The organism is Serratia sp. KG1D (assembly GCF_037150675.1).
GTDB classification, from domain to species: domain Bacteria; phylum Pseudomonadota; class Gammaproteobacteria; order Enterobacterales; family Enterobacteriaceae; genus Serratia; species Serratia nematodiphila.
In genome coordinates, this window is the sequence record NZ_JBAGIH010000003.1 from 422,715 (window position 1) to 442,869 (window position 20,155).

Consider the following 20,155-nt stretch of genomic DNA (forward strand, 5'->3'; position numbering starts at 1 on the left):
GGAGCGGAGCATGGAACGATTGAATATTTTTGTCGCCGGGCGCTGGCGTGAAGGGCGTGGCGAAGAGATGGCTTCGGTATTCCCGGCCGACGGCAGCGTCAACGCGCGGCTGCGCGCCGCTAACGTCGAGGACGTGAACGAGGCGGTGGAAGCGGCGGAACACGCCTGGCGCGCGCCGGATTGGCGCGGGCTGGTGCCGCATCAGCGTGCTTCAATTCTCTACCGCGTGAGCAACCTGATCCTGGCGCAGCAGGAACAGCTGGCCGAGCTACAGACCCGCGACAACGGCAAACCGCTGGCGGAAACCCGCGGCCTGGTGGCCAGCGCGGCGGCGACCGCGCGCTATTTCGCCGCCGCCTGCGAGGTGTTGGAAGGCGAGCTGCCGACCCCGCGCAGCGCCGAGGTGATGACCCTCAGCCAGTATCAACCGATGGGAGTGATCGCCGCCATTACGCCGTGGAACTCACCGATCGCCAGCGAAATGCAGAAGGTGGCGCCGGCGCTGGCGGCGGGCAACGCGGTGGTGCTCAAACCGGCCGAAGCCACGCCGCTGATGGCGCTGAAGCTGGCCGAGTTGTTCGAACAGGCGGGGCTGCCGGCCGGGCTGCTCAGCGTGTTGCCGGGCAAAGGTTCGGTGATCGGCGAGGCGTTGGCGCGCCATCCGCTGGTGAAGAAGATTTCCTTTACCGGCGGGACCAGCACCGGGCGTCATTTGGCGCACATCGCCGCCGATAAGCTGATCCCCACCTCGCTGGAGCTGGGGGGCAAATCGCCGACCATCGTGCTGGAGGACGCCGATCTGGAACAGGCGGCGCGCGGCATCTGCTACGGCATTTTCAGCTCCGCCGGCCAGGCGTGCATCGCCGGCTCGCGCCTGTTCGTACACCGTTCGCTGTATCAGCTGCTGCTGGCGCGCTTGACCGAACTGACGGCGGGGCTGCGTATCGGCAACCCGCTGGTGCCGGGCGTGCATATTGGCCCGCTGATCAGCGCCAAACATCGGCAAAGCGTGGCGGACTACGTGGCGCTGGCGCGGCAGGAGGGCGGCCGGGTGGTCATCGGCGGCGAAGCGCCGGCCGATCCGCAACTGGCGAGCGGCAGCTATTACCTGCCGACCATTATTGAAGGCTTGAACAACGACGCCCGCGTGTGCCAGGAAGAGATCTTCGGCCCGGTGCTGGTGGCGCTGCCGTTCGACGACGAGCAACAGCTGATCGAACAGGCCAACGACTCGGTGTATGGCCTGGCGGCCGGCATCTGGAGCCGCGACTTCCCTCGCGCGATGGTGCTGGCGGAGCGGCTGGAAACCGGCACCGTCTGGGTCAATACCTACAAAACGTTCTCGATTTCCACGCCGTTCGGCGGTTTCAAGGAGAGCGGGTTGGGCCGCGAAAAGGGCCTGAACGGCATCAAGGCCTACATGCAGCAGAAAAGCGTGTATCTGGCGCTGAGCCATCAGGTGAACCGCTGGAGCGACTAGGCCGACACCTCTACGCATAACCCTAATAACGATTATCCTAAGAAGGCAGATGATGAGCGATAAAATCACGGTTGGCGAGGCGATAGCCCGGACTCTGGAACAGTACGCGGTGTCGGCGATGTACGGCATCATTTCGATTCATAATCTGCCGATCGCCGATGCGGTGGGGCAGCGCGATAAAATTCGCTTCGTGCCGGCGCGCGGCGAAGCGGGGGCGGTCACCATGGCCGACGCGCACGGGCGCTTCTCCGGCCTGGGCGTAGCGTTGACCAGCACCGGCGCCGGCGCCGGCAACGCGGTGGGGGCGATGATTGAGGCGCTCAACGCCAACACACCGCTGTTGCATATCACCGGCCAGGTGGAAAAAGCCTATCTGGATGCCGACGCCGGTTTTATTCATGAAACCCGCGATCAGCTCGGCTTCCTGCGCGCCTGCTCCAAGCGCGCTTACCGTGTCAATTCGCCGGAGCAGGCGGTGGCGGTGATCCAGCGAGCGATCCTGGATGCGCAAACCGTGCCCTGCGGCCCGGTGGCGGTCGAGATCCCGATCGATATTCAAAGCAGCCTGGTGTCCCGCTCGGTGCTGAGCGAGCCGTTGGCGCCGGCGCCATTGCCGAAGGCGGACGATGCGGCGGTGGAACGGCTGCATCAGCGGCTGAAACAGGCCAAGCGTCCGCTGCTTTGGTTAGGCGGCGGCGCCTTGGCCTGCGGCGACGCGGTGCGCAAGCTGGCGGACGCCGGCGTGGCGGTGATCTCCAGCACCCACGGGCGCGGCATTCTGCCGGACAGCCATCCGCGCAGCCTGCGGGCGTTCCATAACTCACCGAGCATCGAGGCGATCCTGACGCAGTGCGATCTGACGCTGGTGGCCGGTTCGCGCCTGCGCAGTAATGAAACCCGTACCTGGACGCTGCCGCTGCCGCGCCCGCTGGTGCAGATTGACATCGATCCGGCGGCGGCCAACCGCAACTACCTGGCCGATGAGCAGATCAACGGCGACTGCGCGGCGCTGCTGGCGGCGCTGGCGGCGCGGTTGGCCCCCGGCGAAAAGGTCAACGCCGAGTGGGATGCCGAAATCGCGGGGGCGGTGCAGCAGGCGGAGAGCGCGCTGCGCCAGCAGTCCGGTGAATACGCCAAACTCAATGACGCCATCGACGCCGCACTGCCGCAGGACGGATTGCTGGTGCGCGATATCACCGTTTCTGGCAGCGTCTGGGGCAGCCGTTTGTTCCGCGCGATCTCGCCGCTGTGCAACATTCACTCGCTGGCCGGCGCTATCGGCATGGGGCTGCCGATGGCGATTGGCACCGCGATTGCCAACCCGCAGCGCAAGGTGGTGGGGCTGGTGGGCGATGGCGGTTTGGCGCTGGGCCTGGGGGAGCTGGCGACCATGGCGCAGGAACAGGTGAACATCACTCTGCTGATCATGAACGATGGCGGTTATGGCGTAATGCGTGGCATTCAGGACAAGTATTTCGCCGGGCGCCAGTATTACAACGAGCTGCATACGCCGGCCTTTACCCAGATCGCCGAAGCGATGGGGTTGAAAGCCTGGAAGGTGGACGCGGCGTCGCAGTTCAACGGCGTGCTGGCCGAGGCGATCAATTACCCGGGGCCGTCGGTGGTCGAGGTGGACATGAAGCAGGTCGGGCCGCTGACCTTCGCCGGGCCGCCGCAGAAAACGCTGTATTGAGACGATAAAAAAACGCCCGGCGATTGCCGGGCGTTCTCGTGGTTATTTCTCTGCCGCGATGCGATCGCGAATGTGCTGTGCGCGCGCTTGGGAAGACGGGTGATCGTCGAACATGCTGCTCTGACGACCGGCTTCCATTTGGGCCAGTTTTTCGAAGCTGGTGGCCAGGCCGTTCGGATCGATACCGCGTTTTTTCAGCAGATCGAACGAGTAATCATCCGCTTCGCTTTCCTGCTTCTGCGAGAACTGGGCGCTGACCAGCTTCTCGCCGATATCCGCCAGCTGCGACTGCGACAGCGAGCCGATGACGCCGCCGGCGGAGGACGCCGCGGTGCGCAGCGCCACGGTGCCGTAAGCCACCTGCATCGCTTTACGGGTGTGGCCCAGCGCCACGTGGCCCATTTCGTGGCCCAGCACGCCTTCCACTTCGTTGTCGTTCATGATGTCCATCAGGCCGCTGTAGACGCGAATGCAGCCGTTGGCCATCGCCCAGGCGTTGACGTCTTTGGTCACGTAGACCTTGTAGTTGGCCGGGGTGCCGTTGATGTTGTCGCCCAGTGCCGCAGCGATTTTGTTGAGGCGCTTGGCATAGGTGCTGTCGGCCGGCGCGATTTGTGCCTTGCTGTCCATCTCGGCGCAGGATTTATCACTCAGGGCCTTAACGTCGTTGTTGCTCAGGGTCGCCGCCTGGAACGCCTGTGCGCCGGACTGCATCAGGGTTTCGGTATTCAGGTTTTGACAGCCGGTTGCCAGGGTGGCAATGCCCAACGCAATCAAAGAGGTACGAATTTTCATAACGCCATCTTCCTGTGAAGGTAACAAGGTAAAAGAGTCATTTTGCCTGGAGGAAATCTTGTCGCAAGAGCCTAGTGTACGCCAGCCGGAGCGAGAATAGTGTTATTCCGAAAAAGCGACCAATCGTGCTAATAAGTGGTGAACTCGCTCTCATTTGGCATTAGGGATTGCCGTTGTGATGTGGAGTCTGAGAAAATAGGGAACTTGACTGCTTTTTTTATCCGACCTGGAGTAAAACATGTCCTCTCGTAAAGAGCTTGCCAACGCTATCCGCGCACTCAGCATGGACGCCGTACAAAAAGCAAATTCCGGCCACCCGGGGGCCCCTATGGGCATGGCGGACATCGCCGAAGTCCTGTGGCGTGACTACCTCAACCACAACCCGACTAACCCGCACTGGGCTGACCGCGACCGTTTCGTGCTCTCCAACGGCCACGGCTCCATGTTGATTTACAGCCTCCTGCACCTCACCGGCTACGACCTGCCGATGCGCGAGCTGGAAAACTTCCGTCAGCTGCATTCCAAAACCCCGGGCCACCCGGAGTACGGCTACACCCCGGGCGTTGAAACCACCACCGGCCCGCTGGGCCAGGGCATCGCCAACGCCGTCGGTTTCGCCATCGCCGAACGCACCCTGGCGGCGCAGTTCAACCGCCCTGGCCACGACATCGTCGACCACCACACCTACGCCTTCATGGGCGACGGCTGCATGATGGAAGGCATCTCGCACGAAGTCTGCTCCCTGGCCGGCACCCTCAAGCTCGGCAAGCTGACCGCCTTCTACGATGACAACGGCATTTCCATCGACGGCCACGTCGACGGCTGGTTCACCGACGACACCGCCCTGCGCTTCGAAGCCTACGGCTGGCACGTGGTGCGCAACGTCGACGGCCACAACCCGGACGCCATCAAGGCGGCGATTGAAGAAGCCCGCAAGGTGACCGACAAGCCGTCGCTGCTGATGTGCAAGACCGTTATCGGCTTTGGTTCGCCGAACAAGGCCGGTACCCATGACGTGCACGGCGCCGCGCTGGGCGCCGCCGAAGTGGCCGCCACCCGCGAAGCGCTGGGCTGGAAATACGCCGCCTTTGAAATCCCGCAGGACATCTACGCCCAGTGGGACGCCAAAGAAGCCGGTCAGGCCAAAGAAGCGGCCTGGAACGACAAGTTCGCCGCCTACGCCCGGGCCTTCCCGGAACTGGCCGCCGAGTTCAAGCGCCGCATGAACGGCGAGCTGCCGGCGGACTGGAAAGCCGACGCCAAGGCGTTCGTGGAAAAACTGCAGGCCAACCCGGCCAACATCGCCAGCCGCAAGGCGTCGCAGAACGCGCTGGAAGCGTTCGGCAAGGTGCTGCCGGAGTTCCTGGGCGGCTCCGCCGACCTGGCGCCGAGCAACCTGACCATGTGGTCCGGCTCGAAAGCGCTGAACGTTGACCCGGCGGGCAACTACATTCATTACGGCGTGCGCGAGTTCGGCATGACCGCCATCACCAACGGCATCGCGCTGCACGGCGGTTTCCTGCCGTACTCGGCGACCTTCCTGATGTTCGTGGAATACGCCCGCAACGCGGTGCGCATGGCGGCGCTGATGAAGCTGCGCAACGTGTTCGTCTACACCCACGACTCCATCGGTCTGGGCGAAGACGGCCCGACCCACCAGCCGGTGGAGCAGTTGGCGAGCCTGCGCGTGACCCCGAACATGAGCACCTGGCGCCCGTGCGACCAGGTGGAATCGGCGGTGGCGTGGCAGTACGGCATCGAGCGTAACGACGGCCCGACCACCCTGGTGTTCTCGCGCCAGAACCTGACCCAGCAGCCGCGCACCGCAGAGCAGCTAGCGAACGTGTACCGCGGCGGCTACGTGCTGAAAGACTGCGCGGGCACGCCGGACGTTATCCTGATCGCCACCGGCTCCGAAGTGGGCATCACGGTGGAAGCGGCGGACAAACTGACCGCGGCGGGCCGCAAGGTGCGCGTGGTGTCGATGCCGTCGACCGACGCGTTCGACAAGCAGGATGCGGCGTACCGCGAGTCGGTGCTGCCGGCGGCGGTGACGGCGCGTGTGGCGGTGGAAGCGGGTATCGCGGACTACTGGTACAAGTACGTGGGGCTGAACGGCGCCATCGTGGGCATGACCACCTTCGGTGAGTCGGCGCCGGCGGAGCAGCTGTTCGCCGAGTTCGGCTTCACCGTGGACAACGTGGTGGCGAAGGCGCAGGCGCTGCTGAAGTAAGCGGCCTGGCGCCAGCCGATAAAAAAGCCGGTCATCATGACCGGCTTTTTTTATGGGCGGAAATCGCGATTACGACGCGGCGTTGGCGCTTTCGGCGCTGCGCAACCGGTCGTAAGCGGCCGCCAGCAACAGCACCAACAGCGTAGGCTGCAGCCAGACCAGACCCTGCTCGGCCAGCGGCAGCTTATCGAACCAGGCGGGCAGCAGGCCGCTGAAGCTGGAAGCCTTCAGGCCGTCGGCGAGGCCAAACACCAGGCTGGTGGCGATCACTGGCGCAAAGACGCGCCTGGCGCTGCGCCAGCGGTTCTGGCTGAAGCTGAGCAACACCAGCGCGATGCAGGGCGGGTAGATCGCCGTCAGCACCGGCAGCGAGACGCGGATAAGATTGGCCAGCCCCATGTTGGAGACCAGCATGGCGAAGAGGGCGAGGATGACCACCAGCGTGCGGTAAGAGAGCGGCAGGTAGCGGGAGAAGAAGTCCGCGCAGGCGCAGGTCATGCCGACCGCTGTCACCAGGCAGGCGATGAACATCAGCACCGCCATAAAGACGCTGCCCAGATCGCCGAAGGTGTGCTGTACATAGGCGTGCAGGATTGCCGCGCCATCCTGAGCGCCATTCTCGATCAGGCTGCCGCTGCCGGCGCCGAGTTTGAACATGCAGATATAGACCAGCGTCAGGCCGACGCCGGCGATCAGGCTGGCCCACAGCGTATAACGCAGCAGCAACCCGCTGTCGCTGACGCCGCGCGAGCGTGCGGCGGTAACGATAATCGAACCGAACATCAGCGCCGACAGCGTGTCCATGGTTTGATAACCCTGTACGAAGCCGGTGGAAAACGCCGCGGCCTGATAGCTGCCGACGGCGGAGAGCGGCGCGCCTGCGGGCCAGATCAGGGCGGCGATGCCGAGCGCGGCCAGCGCCAGAATTTTCAGCGGCGCCAGAATATGGCCGACGTTATCGAGCAACCGTCCGGGATATAGCGACACAATCATCGCCAGGGTAAAGAACAGCAGGCTGTAGATGAACTGCGGCAGGGCGCCGTCGCCGGTGAAAGGCGCAATGCCGAGGGCGAAAGAGACATTGGCGGTTCGCGGCGTGGCGAACAGCGGGCCGAGCGCCAGATAGCAGACGGTCGCCAGCAGCAGGCCGGCGGTGCGGCCGATGGGGCCGGTAAGCAGGCTGATGCTGCCGCCGACGCGCGCCAACGCGATCACGGCGATCACCGGCAGGGCGACGGCGGTCACCATAAACCCGAGGGCGGCCGGCCACAGATGTTCGCCGGACTGCAGCCCCACCAGCGGCGGGAAAATGATGTTGCCGGCGCCGACAAACAGGGCAAAGGTCATAAAGCCCAGGGCGATAATGTCTTTCGGGGATAAACTCTTGGTCATAACGGTATGGCACTGCCTGTATTCATGAAATAAACGGCCCGCCTGCAGAGGGCTGGCGCGTGGGGCAGCGAGCGCCCGCAAAAATTTTCGTCCGGCAGGATATAATAATTCGGCGACAAAAACCTGATTAATCCAGCGTTGTTTATCCTGGCGTGAACCGGCCGCACAGAGGGATCATGGCGGCCGGCCCGGCAGCGCGTTAGCGCGCCACCATGTCTATCGACAGCGGAATTTCGATGTGCGGCTTGAAAGAATCATACGCGAAAGAGACGTGGCCGTCTTCGACCGGTTTGCGGGTGAAAAAGATCAGCATATCGCGGGTTGAATCCTTACGTTTGTCCTGCGCTTTTACCGGAGAGAGGCTGTGTTTGCGCTCGTGGTCGACAATCAGCAGGGTGTCGAGGAAATGCCGATGCTGTATTTCGCCCAAAATCCATTCCGGCCGGGCCCGATCGAATTTGATCCCGCTGGTTTCGCGCATATCGTGAATAAAGGTCTTGGCGCTGTCGTCGGTCATGTTGTCGCAGCCGAGGAAGGTTGTCATGGTGTGGTCGACGCCGTCGCTGTGCACGCCTTCCAGCGCCGGTTCGCCCAGCATCTGCGGCGTGGTGACGGTGCGCAGGTTGAACACGGTGCAGACGAACTTGTTGATCTCCTGATTAAGCCGGGGGCGCGGCGTCACGCTCACGCCATCGATCACGTAGGCTTTGAATTTCATCAGCGCCTGAAAGGCCGTATTCAACTGCAGATCGTCGTTGATGCCGCGGAAATGGCGCACCTTTCCCGAATCGTAGCGGATGAAGTCTTCCTCGACCGAGAGCACGAAAGGCTGGAACTCCAGCCGCTCAATCCGGGCGCGATCGAAGTCGAAACAGAAACGGCCGTTTCTGGACTTGCGGAAAGGCAGCGTGGGATCGTCCGCCAGATTGGCGCTGACCTGCTGCAGCCTGGCGAAATCTTCCGGCCGCGCGCCCAGCGCCAGCAGGATTGCCTGCATGGTAGCGCCGGGGATAAAGGCTGAACGGTGTTCCTGGTATGCCTTCTTAACTTCATCAAGCAGAGATAACTGTCGCATTTCTCGGTGGCCTCACGAATGATGGGGCGGTTATAAAATCTTGCTGCCGATCTCCACGTCGAAATCGGGTTTCAGCAAGACGGTGCCTTGATCCCTGGTGACCGCGGCAAGAACCAGCACTTCGGATTTAAATCCGGCAACTCGCCTGGCGGGGAAATTAACGACGGAGATGACTTTTCTGCCAAGCAGGTCATCTTCCTGATAGTTTTCGCATAATTGTGCCGAGCTGTTTTTAATGCCAATTTCCTCGCCGAAATCAATGCGCAGCTTATAGGCGGGTTTTAACGCCTTGTCGTTATATTCCACGGAAATAATTTCGCCAATACGCATATCCAGTTTCATAAAATCAGTGATTTCGGCCATGAGTCAGTCCCGTTAATTAAATGGCTTCAGAAAGGCTAGCAAAGGGGAATTATCCCGACAATGTCGCCAAGAGGGGAATATTTATACCCGATGTAGCAATTAATTTACATTGTCGTAACGTAGCGTAATTAATTATAAGCTTGATGAATTATATGAAATTGAAACTTCATTATTCACCGGTAATTATGTGCACCATCTGAACTTGGGCGTCCGCTCGGCACTGTTAAGCCCGTGTTAAATTGGTTAGTATGCCTTCATTCATCAACCGCATTCTTTCAGGTAGTGATATGGAAATAACCCCGCGTGAAAAACGCGATCGGCGAAAGGCATTTATCGCGCCGTTTTTCCTGATATTAATTTGGTCGACGGGTTTTATTGCCGCGCGGGCGGTGGCGGATCATGCCGATCCCAACCTTTTCCTGACCTTTCGCTTTTTGATCGCCGCCGCGGTATTCGCTTTGCTGGCATTGCATTGCGCCTGGCCCAAGGGGCGGCAGTTCGTGATGCACCTGCTGACCGGCATGTTGATGAATGGCGTTTATCTCGCTGCAAGCTGGTGGGCGGTAGCGAACGGCCTGGCGGCCGGGGTGATGTCGCTGATCGGCGGCTTGCAGCCGCTGTTCACCGCGCTGATTTTCGCGTTGGTGCTGCGCAAATCGATAGGGTTACGCTCCTGGGCCGGGCTGGCGATCGGCTTTATCGGCGTTGCGCTGGTGCTTTCTCCCCGGCTGACCGGCATTGATGTCGGCAATATGGCGCTGTTGCCGATCCTGATGGGGTTTGGCAGCATCGTCGCGCTGACGATCGGCATCATGGTGCAGAAGTCTTCGCTGGCGGCGGCCGATCTGCGGGCGGCGGGCGCCATTCAGCACCTCGGCGCGGCGATCGTGACCGGCGCGTTGGCGGCCGTGATGGGCTCCGGCGCCTGGGACAATTCGCCGACGCTGTGGTTCTCGCTGCTGTGGTCGGCCGGCGTGTTGTCGCTGGGCGGCACCGCGCTGTTCATCTGGATGGTGCGCCACGGCGATTTGACTCGCATTACCGCGCTGATGCTGCTGGTGCCGCCGGCGGCAGCGCTGCAGGCTTATGCGCTGTTTGGCGAGGCGCTGTCGCTGGTGCAGTTGGCGGGGTTTGCCCTGACCCTGCTGGGGGTCGCCATCGTACAGCGAATTCGCCTGCTGCGGCGTTCTCGCCTGGCCGAATAGTTTGCGATTGGAAGCGCCGTAAAGCCCGCGCTGCCGGGCTTTTTTATTGGCTGAAAAACGTCCAACCTCACAAAACCGAAAGATAACAAAGCAACGCCGTTGCTACGTCTCAGTTATTAACTATATGTTAATTTTTGGTTTATTAAATGTAATCAGGGGATGGATGATGATGATGAAAAAAATCAGCGCGACCGTAGCGGCAATCACCTTGCTGGGCTCCGTGTCCGCCTATGCGGCCTTCCCGGCGGGCTACCCCGCCGACTATCAGAAACTGGTCGACGGCGCGAAGAAAGAAGGCAAGGTGGTGATTTACTCGACCACCGACACCAAGGCGGCGGCGCCGCTGATCCAGGGGTTCGAGGCGTTGTATCCGGGCATCAAGGTCGAATACAACGACATGAACAGCACCGAACTGTATAACCGCTTTATCAGCGAGCAGGCGGCCGGCGGCACCAGCGGCGACGTGGTGTGGAGCTCGTCGATGGACACCATTTTGAAACTGGCGGGCGATTACGCGCAGGAATATGCCTCCCCCGAGCAGGCTCAGCTGCCGAAATGGGCGGTATGGCAAGAGAAGGTGTATGGCACCACCTACGAGCCGGTGGTGTTTATCTATAACAAACGCCTGATCCCGCAAGGCGATGTGCCGGATTCGCATGCGGCGCTGGCCAAGCTGATCGCCGGCCAGACGGACAAATTCAAGAAGAAAGTCACCACCTACGACATCGAAAAATCCGGCGTCGGCTTCATGCTGTCGGTGCAGGACTTCAAGGCCGATCCCAACTACTTCAAAACGCTGGCCGACGTGGCCAAGGGCGGGTTGGCGGTGCAATCCTCCACCGGCACCATGATGGAACGCGTTTCCTCCGGTGAAAACCTGATCGGCTTCAATATCCTCGGTTCATACGCCGAGGCTCGCGCCAAGAGCGACCCGTCGCTCGGCATTGTCTATCCGAAAGACTATACCCTGGTGCTGTCGCGCGTGAGCTTCATCAGCAAAGAGGCCGGCAACCCTAACGCCGCCAAGCTGTGGTTCGACTACGTGCTGTCGGAGAAAGGGCAAAATATTCTCGCCAATCAGGCGGATATCCCCTCGATCCGCAACGACATCGAAGGCAAGAACGACATCGATGGCATGACCAAGCTGTTGGGTAACGCGCTAAAGCCGATCCCGGTCGATGACAGCCTGCTGGAATATCTGCAGCCGGCCAAGCGTCTCGACTACATCAAACAATGGCGCGCCGCCGCGGCGAAATAACAGGGACTGCATTCGGACGCGCGCCTGTCGCACGGGCGCGCGCCCTTTGGTCGTCGTTTACAACCATAGGGAGCATTTATGCAAGCATGGCGCAGAAAGTGGCAGAGCCTGCCGCGCGGCCTGGTGGTGTTGATAACCGCGCTGGTTATCTATGTCCCTCTGTCGTTTATCATTATTCAAAGCTTCCTCTCGGCACCGTTTTTCTCTCCTTCCAAGGTCTTCAGCCTTGAGGCCTTCGAGTTCATCTTTACCGACCCGGATTTCTACAAAGCCCTGAAAAGCGGATTTATTCTGGCATTCGGCCTGGTGATTATCGCCATCCCGCTCGGCGGCATTTTGGCCTTCCTGATGGTGCGCACCGATCTGCCGGGGCGGCGAATCATCGAACCGCTGATTCTGGTGCCGATCTTCGTGTCGCCGATGGTGCTGGGTTTCGGTTACGTGGTGGCGGCGGGGCCGGTAGGCTTCTTCTCGCTGTGGGCGGAGGCGCTGCTGGGCTTCGTGCCGTGGAACATCTACTCAATGGCCAGCATCGTGGTGATAGCCGGATTGACGCACGTGCCCCACGCCTACCTGTACATCTCCTCGGCGCTGCGCAGCGTGGGCTCCGACGTTGAAGAAGCGGCGCGCACCGCCGGCGCCACGCCGCTGCAGGTGATGACCGCCGTCAGTCTGCCGATGGTGCGGCCGTCTATCTTGTACGCCGGGGTGCTGCTGTTCTTCCTCGGGCTGGAAGTGTTCGGCCTGATGCTGGTGCTGGGCGATCCGGAAGGCAACCTGGTGCTGGCGACCTACCTGTACCAGTTGACCAACAAGCTGGGCACGCCGTCTTACCATCTGATGGCGGCGGTGGCGGTGGTGCTGATTTGCATCACTATTCCGTTGGTGATGCTGCAGCGCCGGCTGATGCGCACCGCCAACCGCTTTGTCACCGTCAAGGGCAAAGCCTCGCAGGCCCGCGCGCTGCCGCTGGGTAAATGGCGCTGGGTGGCCGGCGCGGTGGTGGTGTTCTGGCTGACCGTGACCATCGGCGTGCCGCTGATCGGCGTGGTGCTGCGCGCCTTTATCTCCAACTGGGGCGTGGGCGTGTCTGTCTGGGACGAACTGTCGATCAACACCTTTCGCACCATCTGGGCGCAGCCCAACCTGCTGCGCGCCATCGTCAACTCGATGGCGATCGGGGTGATCGGCGGGGCGCTGGCGGTGGCGTGCTACCTGTTTATCGGCATCGCCATGCACCGCAAGCCGGATGGCGCCACGCGCTTCCTCGACTACAGCGTGCTGGTGCCGCGCGCGGTGCCAGGGCTGCTGGCCGGTCTGGCATTCCTGTGGGTGTTCCTGTTCCTGCCGATGTGGCTGGACAAATCGCTCAAGGAAGGCTGGCTGTCGGCGTTGCCGATGGCCGAGTGGCTGCGTGCTAACTGGATTGTCTGGCTGCGTTCGCTGCGCAGCACCATCTTCAGCGTCTGGCTGGCCTACACCGTGGTGTGGATGGCCTACGGCCTGCGGCTGATCTCTTCCACGTTGCTGCAGGTGGGGCCGGAGCTGGAAGAGGCGGCGCGTAGCGCCGGCGCCAGCCGCGGCCAGATCACCCGCCACGTCACCATTCCGCTGTCGCGCTATGGCCTGATCGGCTCCTGGCTGCTGATGTTCCTGATTTTTGAACGCGAATATTCCACCGGGGTGTATCTGCTGTCTCCGGGCACGGAAACCATCGGCTCGATGCTGGTTTCTCTGTGGGCCGCGGGCGCTATCGATATCGTCGCCGCGCTGTCGTTCATCAATATTCTGCTGGTGGTGCTGGGGCTGGGGATCGCCTTGCGCTTTGGAGTGAAATTACATGATTGAACTTTCGGTAGAGAATCTGCATTTGACCTATGGCGACAACCCGGTGCTGAAAGGGGTGTCGATGGATCTGAAACGGGGCGAAGTGGTCTCGCTGCTGGGCCCGTCGGGCAGTGGCAAAACCACGCTGCTGCGGGCGGTGGCCGGGCTGGAGAAACCGAGCCAGGGGCGGATCGTCATCGGCAATAACCCCGTGTACAACGGCAGCGCGCGCAGCGAAATTCCCGCCGAAGAGCGCAATCTGGGGCTGGTGTTTCAGTCCTATGCCCTGTGGCCGCATAAAACGGTGTTTGAAAACGTCGCTTACCCGCTGAAGCTGCGTAAGACCGGCTCGGCGGAAATCGCCCAGCGAGTGCAGGCGGTACTGGATCAGCTCGGGTTGGGGCATCTGGCCAAGCGGCACCCGCACCAGCTTTCCGGCGGCCAGCAGCAGCGCGTGGCGATCGGGCGTGCGCTGGTCTACAACCCGCCGGTGATCCTGCTGGATGAGCCGCTGTCCAACCTCGATGCCAAGCTGCGTGAAGAGGCGCGGGTATTCCTGCGCGAGCTGATCATCAAGCTCGGTCTGTCGGCGCTGATGGTGACCCACGATCAGAACGAGGCGATGGCCATTTCCGATCGCATCCTGCTGCTCAATAACGGCAAAATCGAACAGCAGGGCACGCCGCAGGAGATGTACGGCTCGCCCACCACGCTGTTCACCGCCGAGTTCATGGGCAGCAACAACCGCTTGCCGGGCAAGATCGTGGCGCTGGAAGGCGACCGGGCGCGCATCGAAGGCAAGGATTGGGCGCTGTGGGGCAAAGCGGGCGCCGGCGTGCAGGTCGGGCAGGAGGGCACGGCGGTGATCCGCGTGGAGCGCGTGCAGTTGGGCGAAGATCCGCAGGGCAACCAGCTTGAGCTGCCGTTGCTGACCAGCATGTATCTCGGCGATCGCTGGGAATACCTGTTCCGCACCGTGGCCGAAGACTTCGTGGTGCGCGCCTATGGCCACGAGGCGCGCGATCGGGCGCTGTGCCGGCTCTCCCTGCCGGCCGAGCATCTGTGGATATTCCCGAAAGCCTAACCAGGACGCCCGCCGATGCGGGCGTTTCGTTTACAGAGTTAAACCGCTAGCGGTATACGTTTCCCGGCTGGCAACGTCGGCGAAAGTGCGGGTGACGGTCGAATTTTTGCGCGACTATTTTCGTGAGCACTACGGCGAAACGGGGCCGGCGAGCGAAAATCCGTCGCGGTCTTGAGGCCAAAAATGTGCGCCAGATCATCTTATGCTCGTAAAACTCCCCTCCGTTACCTGAGGAACTGTTGCACTTGTTCCTTTTGCCAAAACTTTGGTTTATGCTCAGCTGAAGCGTTTCAGTTGAAGCACTCTTCAACAGAAATGCCGATGTGACGGCGGTGAAAAACCGCTGAAGCGCGGGAATAATGCAAACTCGGCGATTCACAGCGGGCGGTACGATCCACTACTCTATGCGGGTTAGTGAGACAACCAGTCAGCGCCGACCGGTGCCGGTGAGCCAACCCGGCGTGGACGGCCCTTTTTCAGGAGCAGCATGACCATCCGCATAGCGATAAACGGCTTTGGCCGCATCGGCCGCAGCGTATTGCGCGCACTGTACGAATCGGGACGACGGGCGGAAATCTCCGTGGTGGCGATCAACGAGCTGGCGAACGCCGAGGGCATGGCCCATCTGCTGAAGTACGACTCCAGCCACGGCCGCTTCGCCTGGGATGTGCGGCAGGAGTGCGACACGCTGAGCGTCGGGGACGACGCGATTCGCCTGTTGCATCAGCCGGCGGTGGAGCAGTTGCCCTGGGGCGAACTGGGCGTCGACGTGGTGCTGGACTGCAGCGGCGTGTACGGCAGCCGGGCGGATGGCGAAGCCCATCTGGCGGCGGGGGCGAAGAAAGTGCTGTTCGCCCACCCGGGCGGCAACGATCTGGACGCCACCATCGTGTTCGGCGTCAACCATCAGACGCTGCTGGCGGAACATCGCATCGTGTCCAACGCCTCGTGCACCACCAACTGCATTATTCCGGTGATCAAGCTGCTGGACGACGCCTACAGCATCGAGTCCGGCACCGTGACCACCATTCACTCGGCGATGAACGATCAGCCGGTGATCGACGCGTATCACGCGGATTTGCGGCGCACCCGCGCGGCGAGCCAGTCGATCATTCCGGTCGATACCAAGCTGGCCGCGGGCATCACCCGCATCTTCCCGCAGTTTTGCGACCGCTTCGAGGCGATCTCGGTGCGCGTGCCGACCATTAACGTGACGGCTATCGATCTGAGCGTCAGCGTGAGCGCCGCGGTGAAGGTGGCGGAGGTCAACCAGCTGTTGCAAAAGGCCGCACGGGAATCATTTCGTGGTATAGTTGACTACACGGAATTACCATTGGTCTCGATCGATTTTAACCATGACCCGCACAGCGCTATCGTCGACGGTACGCAGACCCGGGTCAGCGGGCAGCACCTGATAAAGACCTTGGTCTGGTGCGACAATGAATGGGGCTTTGCCAATCGGATGTTGGATACAACACGGGCAATGGCCGCCAGCGGTTTCTAGTACGGCGGCGCCGGCGTGATTGGCGCGCTGCTCAGGCAATTTTATAGAGATTCAATAAAGAGGGTTCACCATGTCTGTAATTAAGATGACCGATCTGGATCTGGCGGGTAAACGCGTACTGATCCGCTCCGATCTGAACGTGCCGGTAAAAGACGGTAAAGTGACTTCCGACGCGCGTATCCGCGCTTCCCTGCCGACTATCGAAGCTGCGCTGAAGCAAGGCGCCCGCGTGATGGTAACCTCCCACCTGGGTCGTCCTACCGAAGGCGAGTACAACGAAGAATTCTCCCTGCTGCCTGTGGTCAACTACCTGAAAGACCACCTGAAATCCCCAGTGCGTCTGGCGAAGGATTACCTGGATGGCGTCGACGTCGCCGAAGGCGAACTGGTGGTGCTGGAAAACGTCCGCTTCAACAAGGGCGAGAAGAAAGACGACGAAACCCTGTCCAAGAAATACGCGGCGCTGTGCGACGTGTACGTGATGGATGCATTCGGCACCGCGCACCGCGCGCAGGCTTCCACCCACGGCGTGGGCAAGTTCGCGCCTGTCGCCTGTGCCGGCCCGCTGCTGTCCGCCGAACTGGAAGCGCTGGGCAAAGCGCTGGGCAACCCGGCCCGTCCGATGGTCGCCATCGTGGGCGGTTCTAAAGTCTCCACCAAACTGACCGTGCTGGATTCCCTGTCCAAAATCGCCGATCAGCTGATCGTCGGCGGCGGCATCGCCAACACCTTCGTGGCGGCGCAGGGCAACAACGTGGGCCAGTCCCTGTACGAACCTGACCTGATCCCGAACGCGCAGAAACTGCTGGAAACCTGCGACATTCCGGTGCCGACCGACGTGCGCGTAGCGACCGAGTTCTCCGAAACCGCAACCGCGACCGTGAAGTCGGCGAGCGAGATCCAGGACAACGAGCAAATTCTGGATATGGGCGACGTCTCTGCCGAGCGTCTGGCCGTTATCCTGAAGAACGCCAAGACCATTCTGTGGAATGGCCCGGTTGGCGTATTCGAGTTCCCTAACTTCCGTAAGGGCACCGAAATTGTCGCCCGCGCGATCGCCGATAGCGACGCTTTCTCTATCGCTGGCGGCGGCGACACTCTGGCAGCCATCGATCTGTTCGGTATCGCTGACAAAATTTCCTACATCTCCACCGGCGGTGGCGCATTCCTGGAATTCGTTGAAGGGAAACCGCTGCCTGCAGTCGTGATGCTGGAAGAGCGCGCTAAGCAGTAATTCAGACAACGGGAGGCGAAAGCCGCCCGTTTGTTTTATACCGCGCGGCTAACGCTGCGCGGCGTGAAAACATCGATTTACATCCATCTACGGCCGACGAAACAGGACAAAGTAACATGTCTAAAATTTTTGATTTCGTAAAACCGGGTGTCATCACGGGTGATGACGTTCAGAAAGTCTTCGCAGTTGCTAAAGAGAACAACTTTGCGCTGCCAGCGGTAAACTGCGTGGGTACCGACTCCATCAACGCAGTGCTGGAAGCCGCGGCTAAAGTGCGCGCGCCGGTCATCGTTCAGTTCTCCAACGGCGGCGCCGCGTTTATCGCCGGCAAAGGCGTGAAGACCGATGTGCCTCAGGGCGCAGCGATTCTGGGCGCTATCTCCGGCGCACACCACGTTCACCAGATGGCTGAACACTACGGCGTGCCGGTGATCCTGCACACCGACCACTGCGCGAAGAAACTGCTGCCATGGCTGGACGGCCTGCTGGACGCCGGTGAGAAGCACTTCGCCGCTACCGGCAAACCGCTGTTCTCTTCCCACATGATCGATCTGTCTGAAGAATCTCTGGAAGAAAACATCGAGATCTGCAGCGCCTACCTGAAGCGCATGGCCAAAATCGGCATGACGCTGGAAATCGAACTGGGCTGCACCGGCGGTGAAGAAGACGGCGTGGACAACAGCCATATGGACGCTTCCGCGCTGTACACCCAGCCGGAAGACGTGGCTTACGCGTACGAAAAACTGAACGCCATCAGCCCGCGCTTCACCATCGCAGCCTCGTTCGGTAACGTGCACGGCGTGTACAAGCCAGGTAACGTTAAGCTGACTCCGACCATCCTGCGCGATTCTCAGAAATACGTTTCCGAGAAATTCAACCTGCCGCATAACAGCCTGAACTTCGTGTTCCACGGCGGTTCCGGTTCCAGCGATGCGGAAATCAAAGAGTCCGTCAGCTACGGCGTGATCAAGATGAACATCGACACCGACACCCAATGGGCGACCTGGGACGGCATCCTGCAGTACTACAAAGCGAACGAAGCTTACCTGCAGGGCCAGCTGGGCAACCCGAAAGGCGCCGATCAGCCGAACAAGAAATACTACGATCCACGCGTCTGGCTGCGCGCAGCGCAGACCAGCATGGTGACGCGTCTGGAGCAGGCCTTCAAAGATCTGAACGCGGTAGACGTTCTGTAATCTTCGCCAGCTGTTGCACTATGCAAAAGGCTCCCTGCGGGGAGCCTTTTTCGTTTTCAGCCCAACAGGCCGGCACCGACGTTGATGGACAGACCCAGGATCAGCATGTTGAACGCGAAGGAGATCACCGACTGCAACAGGGTGATCTTGCGCACCTCTGCCGCACCGACCGCCACATCGGCGGTCTGCGACGCGACCGCGATGGTGAAGGAGAAGTAGGCGAAGTCCAGATAGGTCGGCTCGGTGAGGTTGCCGGGGAACAGCAGAGGCAAAGGGGCCTGCTGCGCACCCTGGCGATAAAATTGATGGGCGTAATGCATGGTGAAGGCAGTTGGCAGCAGCAGCCAGGAAACCGCCAGCGTTCCGCCGGTTAGTGCCAGATGCAGGGTTTTCAGCGAGTCGCTGGCCTGTTTGGCGCTGCTCAATTCGAACAGGATCGCCAGAATGCTCACCAGACAACCGAAACTGACCAGCGCCAACACCGTGCTGGCGCTTTCGTCCTGTCGCCGGGCGATCTGGCGAATGTGCTGCGGCGTGCTGACCAACATCAGCCGCCAGAGAAACAGCAGATAGAGCCAGGCCAGCGTATTCCAGCCGATCATCAAACGCTGCAACAACGAGAGCTGGGCGGGCAGCAGCAGGAAGCACAACAGCCCGGCGCCGACGGAAAACAGCAGCCTGGGCCGCACTTGCCAATAGTGTTTGAGCGAAGAGCGAATGTGCATGAAGAACGGATCCCTTGTCGTGAAATGGCCAACGCGCTGTTCTCAGCATAGAAGAAGCGGCGGGCGGTTTCGGCTATTTTTAACGCTGACGGTTGGCATGAGCCTTTAATGTTGGTTACCCTTAGGCGGTGGTTTCCTACTGGCTGCCGAAGCCAGTGTATTTTTGCGAGTTTCTCCCGTTAGGGACTGAGTTAGGACGACACGAATGAAAGATTTGAATGTAGTAGACGGCATCAACGGTGCCGGCGACTGGTTGGTGAAGAACCAGGATCTGTTGATCCAGTATGCGGTAAATATCGTCGCCGCCATCGTTATCCTGATCATCGGTTCGATCGTGGCCCGCGTGGTCGGCAATGCGCTGAACCGCGTAATGAAGCTGCGCGGCATCGACGCCACGGTGGCAGACTTCCTGTCGGCGATCGTACGTTACGGCGTGCTGGCATTCACCTTCATCGCGGTGCTGGGGCGCGTCGGCGTGCAGACCACCTCGGTGATCGCCGTGCTGGGTGCCGCCGGTTTGGCCGTCGGCCTGGCGCTGCAAGGCTCGCTGTCCAACTTCGCCGCCGGCGTGCTGCTGGTGATCTTCCGCCCGCTTCGCGTGGGTGAGTATGTCGATCTGGGCGGCGTGGCCGGTACCGTCGATCAGGTGCAGATTTTCTCCACCACCCTGCGTACCGCAGACAACAAAACCATCGTGGTGCCGAACGGTAAAATCATCGCCGGCAACATCATCAACTACTCCCGCGAACCGAACCGCCGCGTGGACATCGTGGTAGGCGTGGCCTACAACGCCGATATCGATGTGGTGAAGAAGGTGTTGGGCGACGTGATCGCCGCCGACAAGCGCATCATGCACGCCAAAGGCGTGACCGTGCGTCTGAACGAGATGGCGCCGTCCTCTCTGAACTTCGTGACCCGTTCCTGGACCACTAACGCGGAATACTGGAATGTGTACTTCGATCTGATGGAAAACTTCAAGCGCGCGCTGGATGCCCACAACATCGGCATTCCGTTCCCGCAAATGGACGTGCACCTGTATCGCACCGAAGACGCTTCCGCCAAGGCGGAATAACAGAGAAGGGGGCCTTGGC

Annotated in this window: 16 protein-coding genes and 1 pseudogene; 12 read left to right on the top strand and 5 right to left on the bottom strand. The window is 61.0% G+C overall.

The genetic code is table 11. The annotated features are described in order from the left end of the window. Positions 1-10: 10 nt before the first annotated feature. Both WFM45_RS17075 and WFM45_RS17080 read left to right on the top strand, forming a co-directional pair. Positions 11-1,480, top strand: a complete 1,470-nt coding sequence (locus WFM45_RS17075) for an aldehyde dehydrogenase (protein ID WP_261441028.1) — start codon at positions 11-13, stop codon at positions 1,478-1,480. 52 nt (positions 1,481-1,532) lie between these two features. Continuing rightward, positions 1,533-3,173, top strand: coding sequence for a thiamine pyrophosphate-binding protein (locus WFM45_RS17080; protein ID WP_085337119.1), 1,641 nt, complete (start codon positions 1,533-1,535; stop codon positions 3,171-3,173). Positions 3,174-3,215: 42 nt separating this feature from the next. Here the strand turns inward: WFM45_RS17080 and WFM45_RS17085 are convergent, their stop codons facing one another. Then, positions 3,216-3,968, bottom strand: a complete 753-nt coding sequence (locus WFM45_RS17085) for a M48 family metallopeptidase (protein ID WP_004937650.1) — start codon at positions 3,966-3,968, stop codon at positions 3,216-3,218. 238 nt (positions 3,969-4,206) lie between these two features. Between WFM45_RS17085 and tkt the strand changes: the two genes are divergently transcribed. Then, the gene (tkt, locus tag WFM45_RS17090; protein WP_033632127.1) at positions 4,207-6,201 is read left to right on the top strand and encodes a transketolase; all 1,995 of its coding nucleotides are present in this window, start codon (positions 4,207-4,209) and stop codon (positions 6,199-6,201) included. A gap of 69 nt (positions 6,202-6,270) precedes the next feature. Here tkt and brnQ read toward each other — a convergent pair whose 3' ends face one another. From brnQ to WFM45_RS17105, 3 genes are all read right to left on the bottom strand, one after another. Beyond that, positions 6,271-7,593, bottom strand: a complete 1,323-nt coding sequence (gene brnQ / locus WFM45_RS17095) for a branched-chain amino acid transport system II carrier protein (RefSeq protein ID WP_242141790.1) — start codon at positions 7,591-7,593, stop codon at positions 6,271-6,273. A gap of 199 nt (positions 7,594-7,792) precedes the next feature. Beyond that, on the bottom strand, positions 7,793-8,668 hold the full coding sequence (locus WFM45_RS17100) for a 2OG-Fe dioxygenase family protein (RefSeq protein ID WP_033632129.1): 876 nt from the start codon (positions 8,666-8,668) through the stop codon (positions 7,793-7,795). A gap of 30 nt (positions 8,669-8,698) precedes the next feature. After that, positions 8,699-9,031 carry a tRNA-binding protein gene (locus WFM45_RS17105; protein ID WP_004931561.1) on the bottom strand — a complete coding sequence of 111 codons (333 nt, stop codon included), beginning with the start codon at positions 9,029-9,031 and terminating at the stop codon, positions 8,699-8,701. 287 nt (positions 9,032-9,318) lie between these two features. On the opposite strand from WFM45_RS17105, the gene WFM45_RS17110 reads away from it, so the two are divergent. The 8 genes and pseudogenes from WFM45_RS17110 to fbaA all read left to right on the top strand — a co-directional run bounded on the left by WFM45_RS17110 (position 9,319) and on the right by fbaA (position 18,339). Beyond that, positions 9,319-10,236, top strand: a complete 918-nt coding sequence (locus WFM45_RS17110) for a DMT family transporter (protein WP_004931563.1) — start codon at positions 9,319-9,321, stop codon at positions 10,234-10,236. A 169-nt stretch (positions 10,237-10,405) separates the two neighbouring features. Then, entirely contained in the window at positions 10,406-11,494 is a 1,089-nt protein-coding gene (locus WFM45_RS17115; protein WP_041922370.1) for an ABC transporter substrate-binding protein, read from the top strand. A gap of 78 nt (positions 11,495-11,572) precedes the next feature. Then, the gene (locus WFM45_RS17120; protein ID WP_004931567.1) at positions 11,573-13,342 is read left to right on the top strand and encodes an ABC transporter permease; all 1,770 of its coding nucleotides are present in this window, start codon (positions 11,573-11,575) and stop codon (positions 13,340-13,342) included. Further along, the gene (locus WFM45_RS17125; protein WP_085337117.1) at positions 13,335-14,405 is read left to right on the top strand and encodes an ABC transporter ATP-binding protein; all 1,071 of its coding nucleotides are present in this window, start codon (positions 13,335-13,337) and stop codon (positions 14,403-14,405) included. Before WFM45_RS17120 ends, WFM45_RS17125 begins: the two co-directional genes overlap by 8 nt. Positions 14,406-14,454: 49 nt before the next feature. Further along, positions 14,455-14,580 (top strand): annotated as a pseudogene (locus WFM45_RS17130) (LysR family transcriptional regulator); the annotation flags it as partial. 312 nt (positions 14,581-14,892) lie between these two features. After that, a complete protein-coding gene (epd, locus tag WFM45_RS17135; protein ID WP_004931582.1) occupies positions 14,893-15,909 on the top strand; it encodes an erythrose-4-phosphate dehydrogenase in 1,017 nt (338 codons plus the stop codon). Between the two features lie 70 nt (positions 15,910-15,979). Beyond that, positions 15,980-17,143, top strand: a complete 1,164-nt coding sequence (gene pgk / locus WFM45_RS17140; RefSeq protein WP_004931584.1) for a phosphoglycerate kinase — start codon at positions 15,980-15,982, stop codon at positions 17,141-17,143. A gap of 116 nt (positions 17,144-17,259) precedes the next feature. Continuing rightward, positions 17,260-18,339 carry a class II fructose-bisphosphate aldolase gene (gene fbaA / locus WFM45_RS17145; RefSeq protein WP_004931586.1) on the top strand — a complete coding sequence of 360 codons (1,080 nt, stop codon included), beginning with the start codon at positions 17,260-17,262 and terminating at the stop codon, positions 18,337-18,339. Positions 18,340-18,395: 56 nt separating this feature from the next. On the opposite strand, the gene WFM45_RS17150 is transcribed toward fbaA, so the two are convergent. Further along, positions 18,396-19,064 (bottom strand): DUF1345 domain-containing protein, encoded by a 669-nt coding sequence (locus tag WFM45_RS17150; protein WP_085337116.1) that lies wholly within the window; start codon positions 19,062-19,064, stop codon positions 18,396-18,398. A 205-nt stretch (positions 19,065-19,269) separates the two neighbouring features. On the opposite strand from WFM45_RS17150, the gene mscS reads away from it, so the two are divergent. Beyond that, positions 19,270-20,136, top strand: a complete 867-nt coding sequence (gene mscS, locus WFM45_RS17155) for a small-conductance mechanosensitive channel MscS (RefSeq protein WP_015378992.1) — start codon at positions 19,270-19,272, stop codon at positions 20,134-20,136. Positions 20,137-20,155 lie beyond the last annotated feature (19 nt).

Excerpts from the sequence above, each read along its gene's own strand:
- WFM45_RS17100 (WP_033632129.1), bottom strand. The coding sequence starts at position 8,668 with ATGCGACAGTTATCTCTGCTTGATGAAGTTAAGAAGGCATACCAGGAA.
- WFM45_RS17075 (WP_261441028.1), top strand. The coding sequence starts at position 11 with ATGGAACGATTGAATATTTTTGTCGCCGGGCGCTGGCGTGAAGGGCGT.
- pgk (WP_004931584.1), top strand. The coding sequence starts at position 15,980 with ATGTCTGTAATTAAGATGACCGATCTGGATCTGGCGGGTAAACGCGTA.
- epd (WP_004931582.1), top strand. The coding sequence starts at position 14,893 with ATGACCATCCGCATAGCGATAAACGGCTTTGGCCGCATCGGCCGCAGC.
- brnQ (WP_242141790.1), bottom strand. The coding sequence starts at position 7,593 with ATGACCAAGAGTTTATCCCCGAAAGACATTATCGCCCTGGGCTTTATG.
- WFM45_RS17110 (WP_004931563.1), top strand. The coding sequence starts at position 9,319 with ATGGAAATAACCCCGCGTGAAAAACGCGATCGGCGAAAGGCATTTATC.
- WFM45_RS17125 (WP_085337117.1), top strand. The coding sequence starts at position 13,335 with ATGATTGAACTTTCGGTAGAGAATCTGCATTTGACCTATGGCGACAAC.
- WFM45_RS17085 (WP_004937650.1), bottom strand. The coding sequence starts at position 3,968 with ATGAAAATTCGTACCTCTTTGATTGCGTTGGGCATTGCCACCCTGGCA.
- fbaA (WP_004931586.1), top strand. The coding sequence starts at position 17,260 with ATGTCTAAAATTTTTGATTTCGTAAAACCGGGTGTCATCACGGGTGAT.
- WFM45_RS17120 (WP_004931567.1), top strand. The coding sequence starts at position 11,573 with ATGCAAGCATGGCGCAGAAAGTGGCAGAGCCTGCCGCGCGGCCTGGTG.
- WFM45_RS17080 (WP_085337119.1), top strand. The coding sequence starts at position 1,533 with ATGAGCGATAAAATCACGGTTGGCGAGGCGATAGCCCGGACTCTGGAA.
- WFM45_RS17115 (WP_041922370.1), top strand. The coding sequence starts at position 10,406 with ATGATGAAAAAAATCAGCGCGACCGTAGCGGCAATCACCTTGCTGGGC.
- tkt (WP_033632127.1), top strand. The coding sequence starts at position 4,207 with ATGTCCTCTCGTAAAGAGCTTGCCAACGCTATCCGCGCACTCAGCATG.
- mscS (WP_015378992.1), top strand. The coding sequence starts at position 19,270 with ATGAAAGATTTGAATGTAGTAGACGGCATCAACGGTGCCGGCGACTGG.
- WFM45_RS17105 (WP_004931561.1), bottom strand. The coding sequence starts at position 9,031 with ATGGCCGAAATCACTGATTTTATGAAACTGGATATGCGTATTGGCGAA.
- WFM45_RS17150 (WP_085337116.1), bottom strand. The coding sequence starts at position 19,064 with ATGCACATTCGCTCTTCGCTCAAACACTATTGGCAAGTGCGGCCCAGG.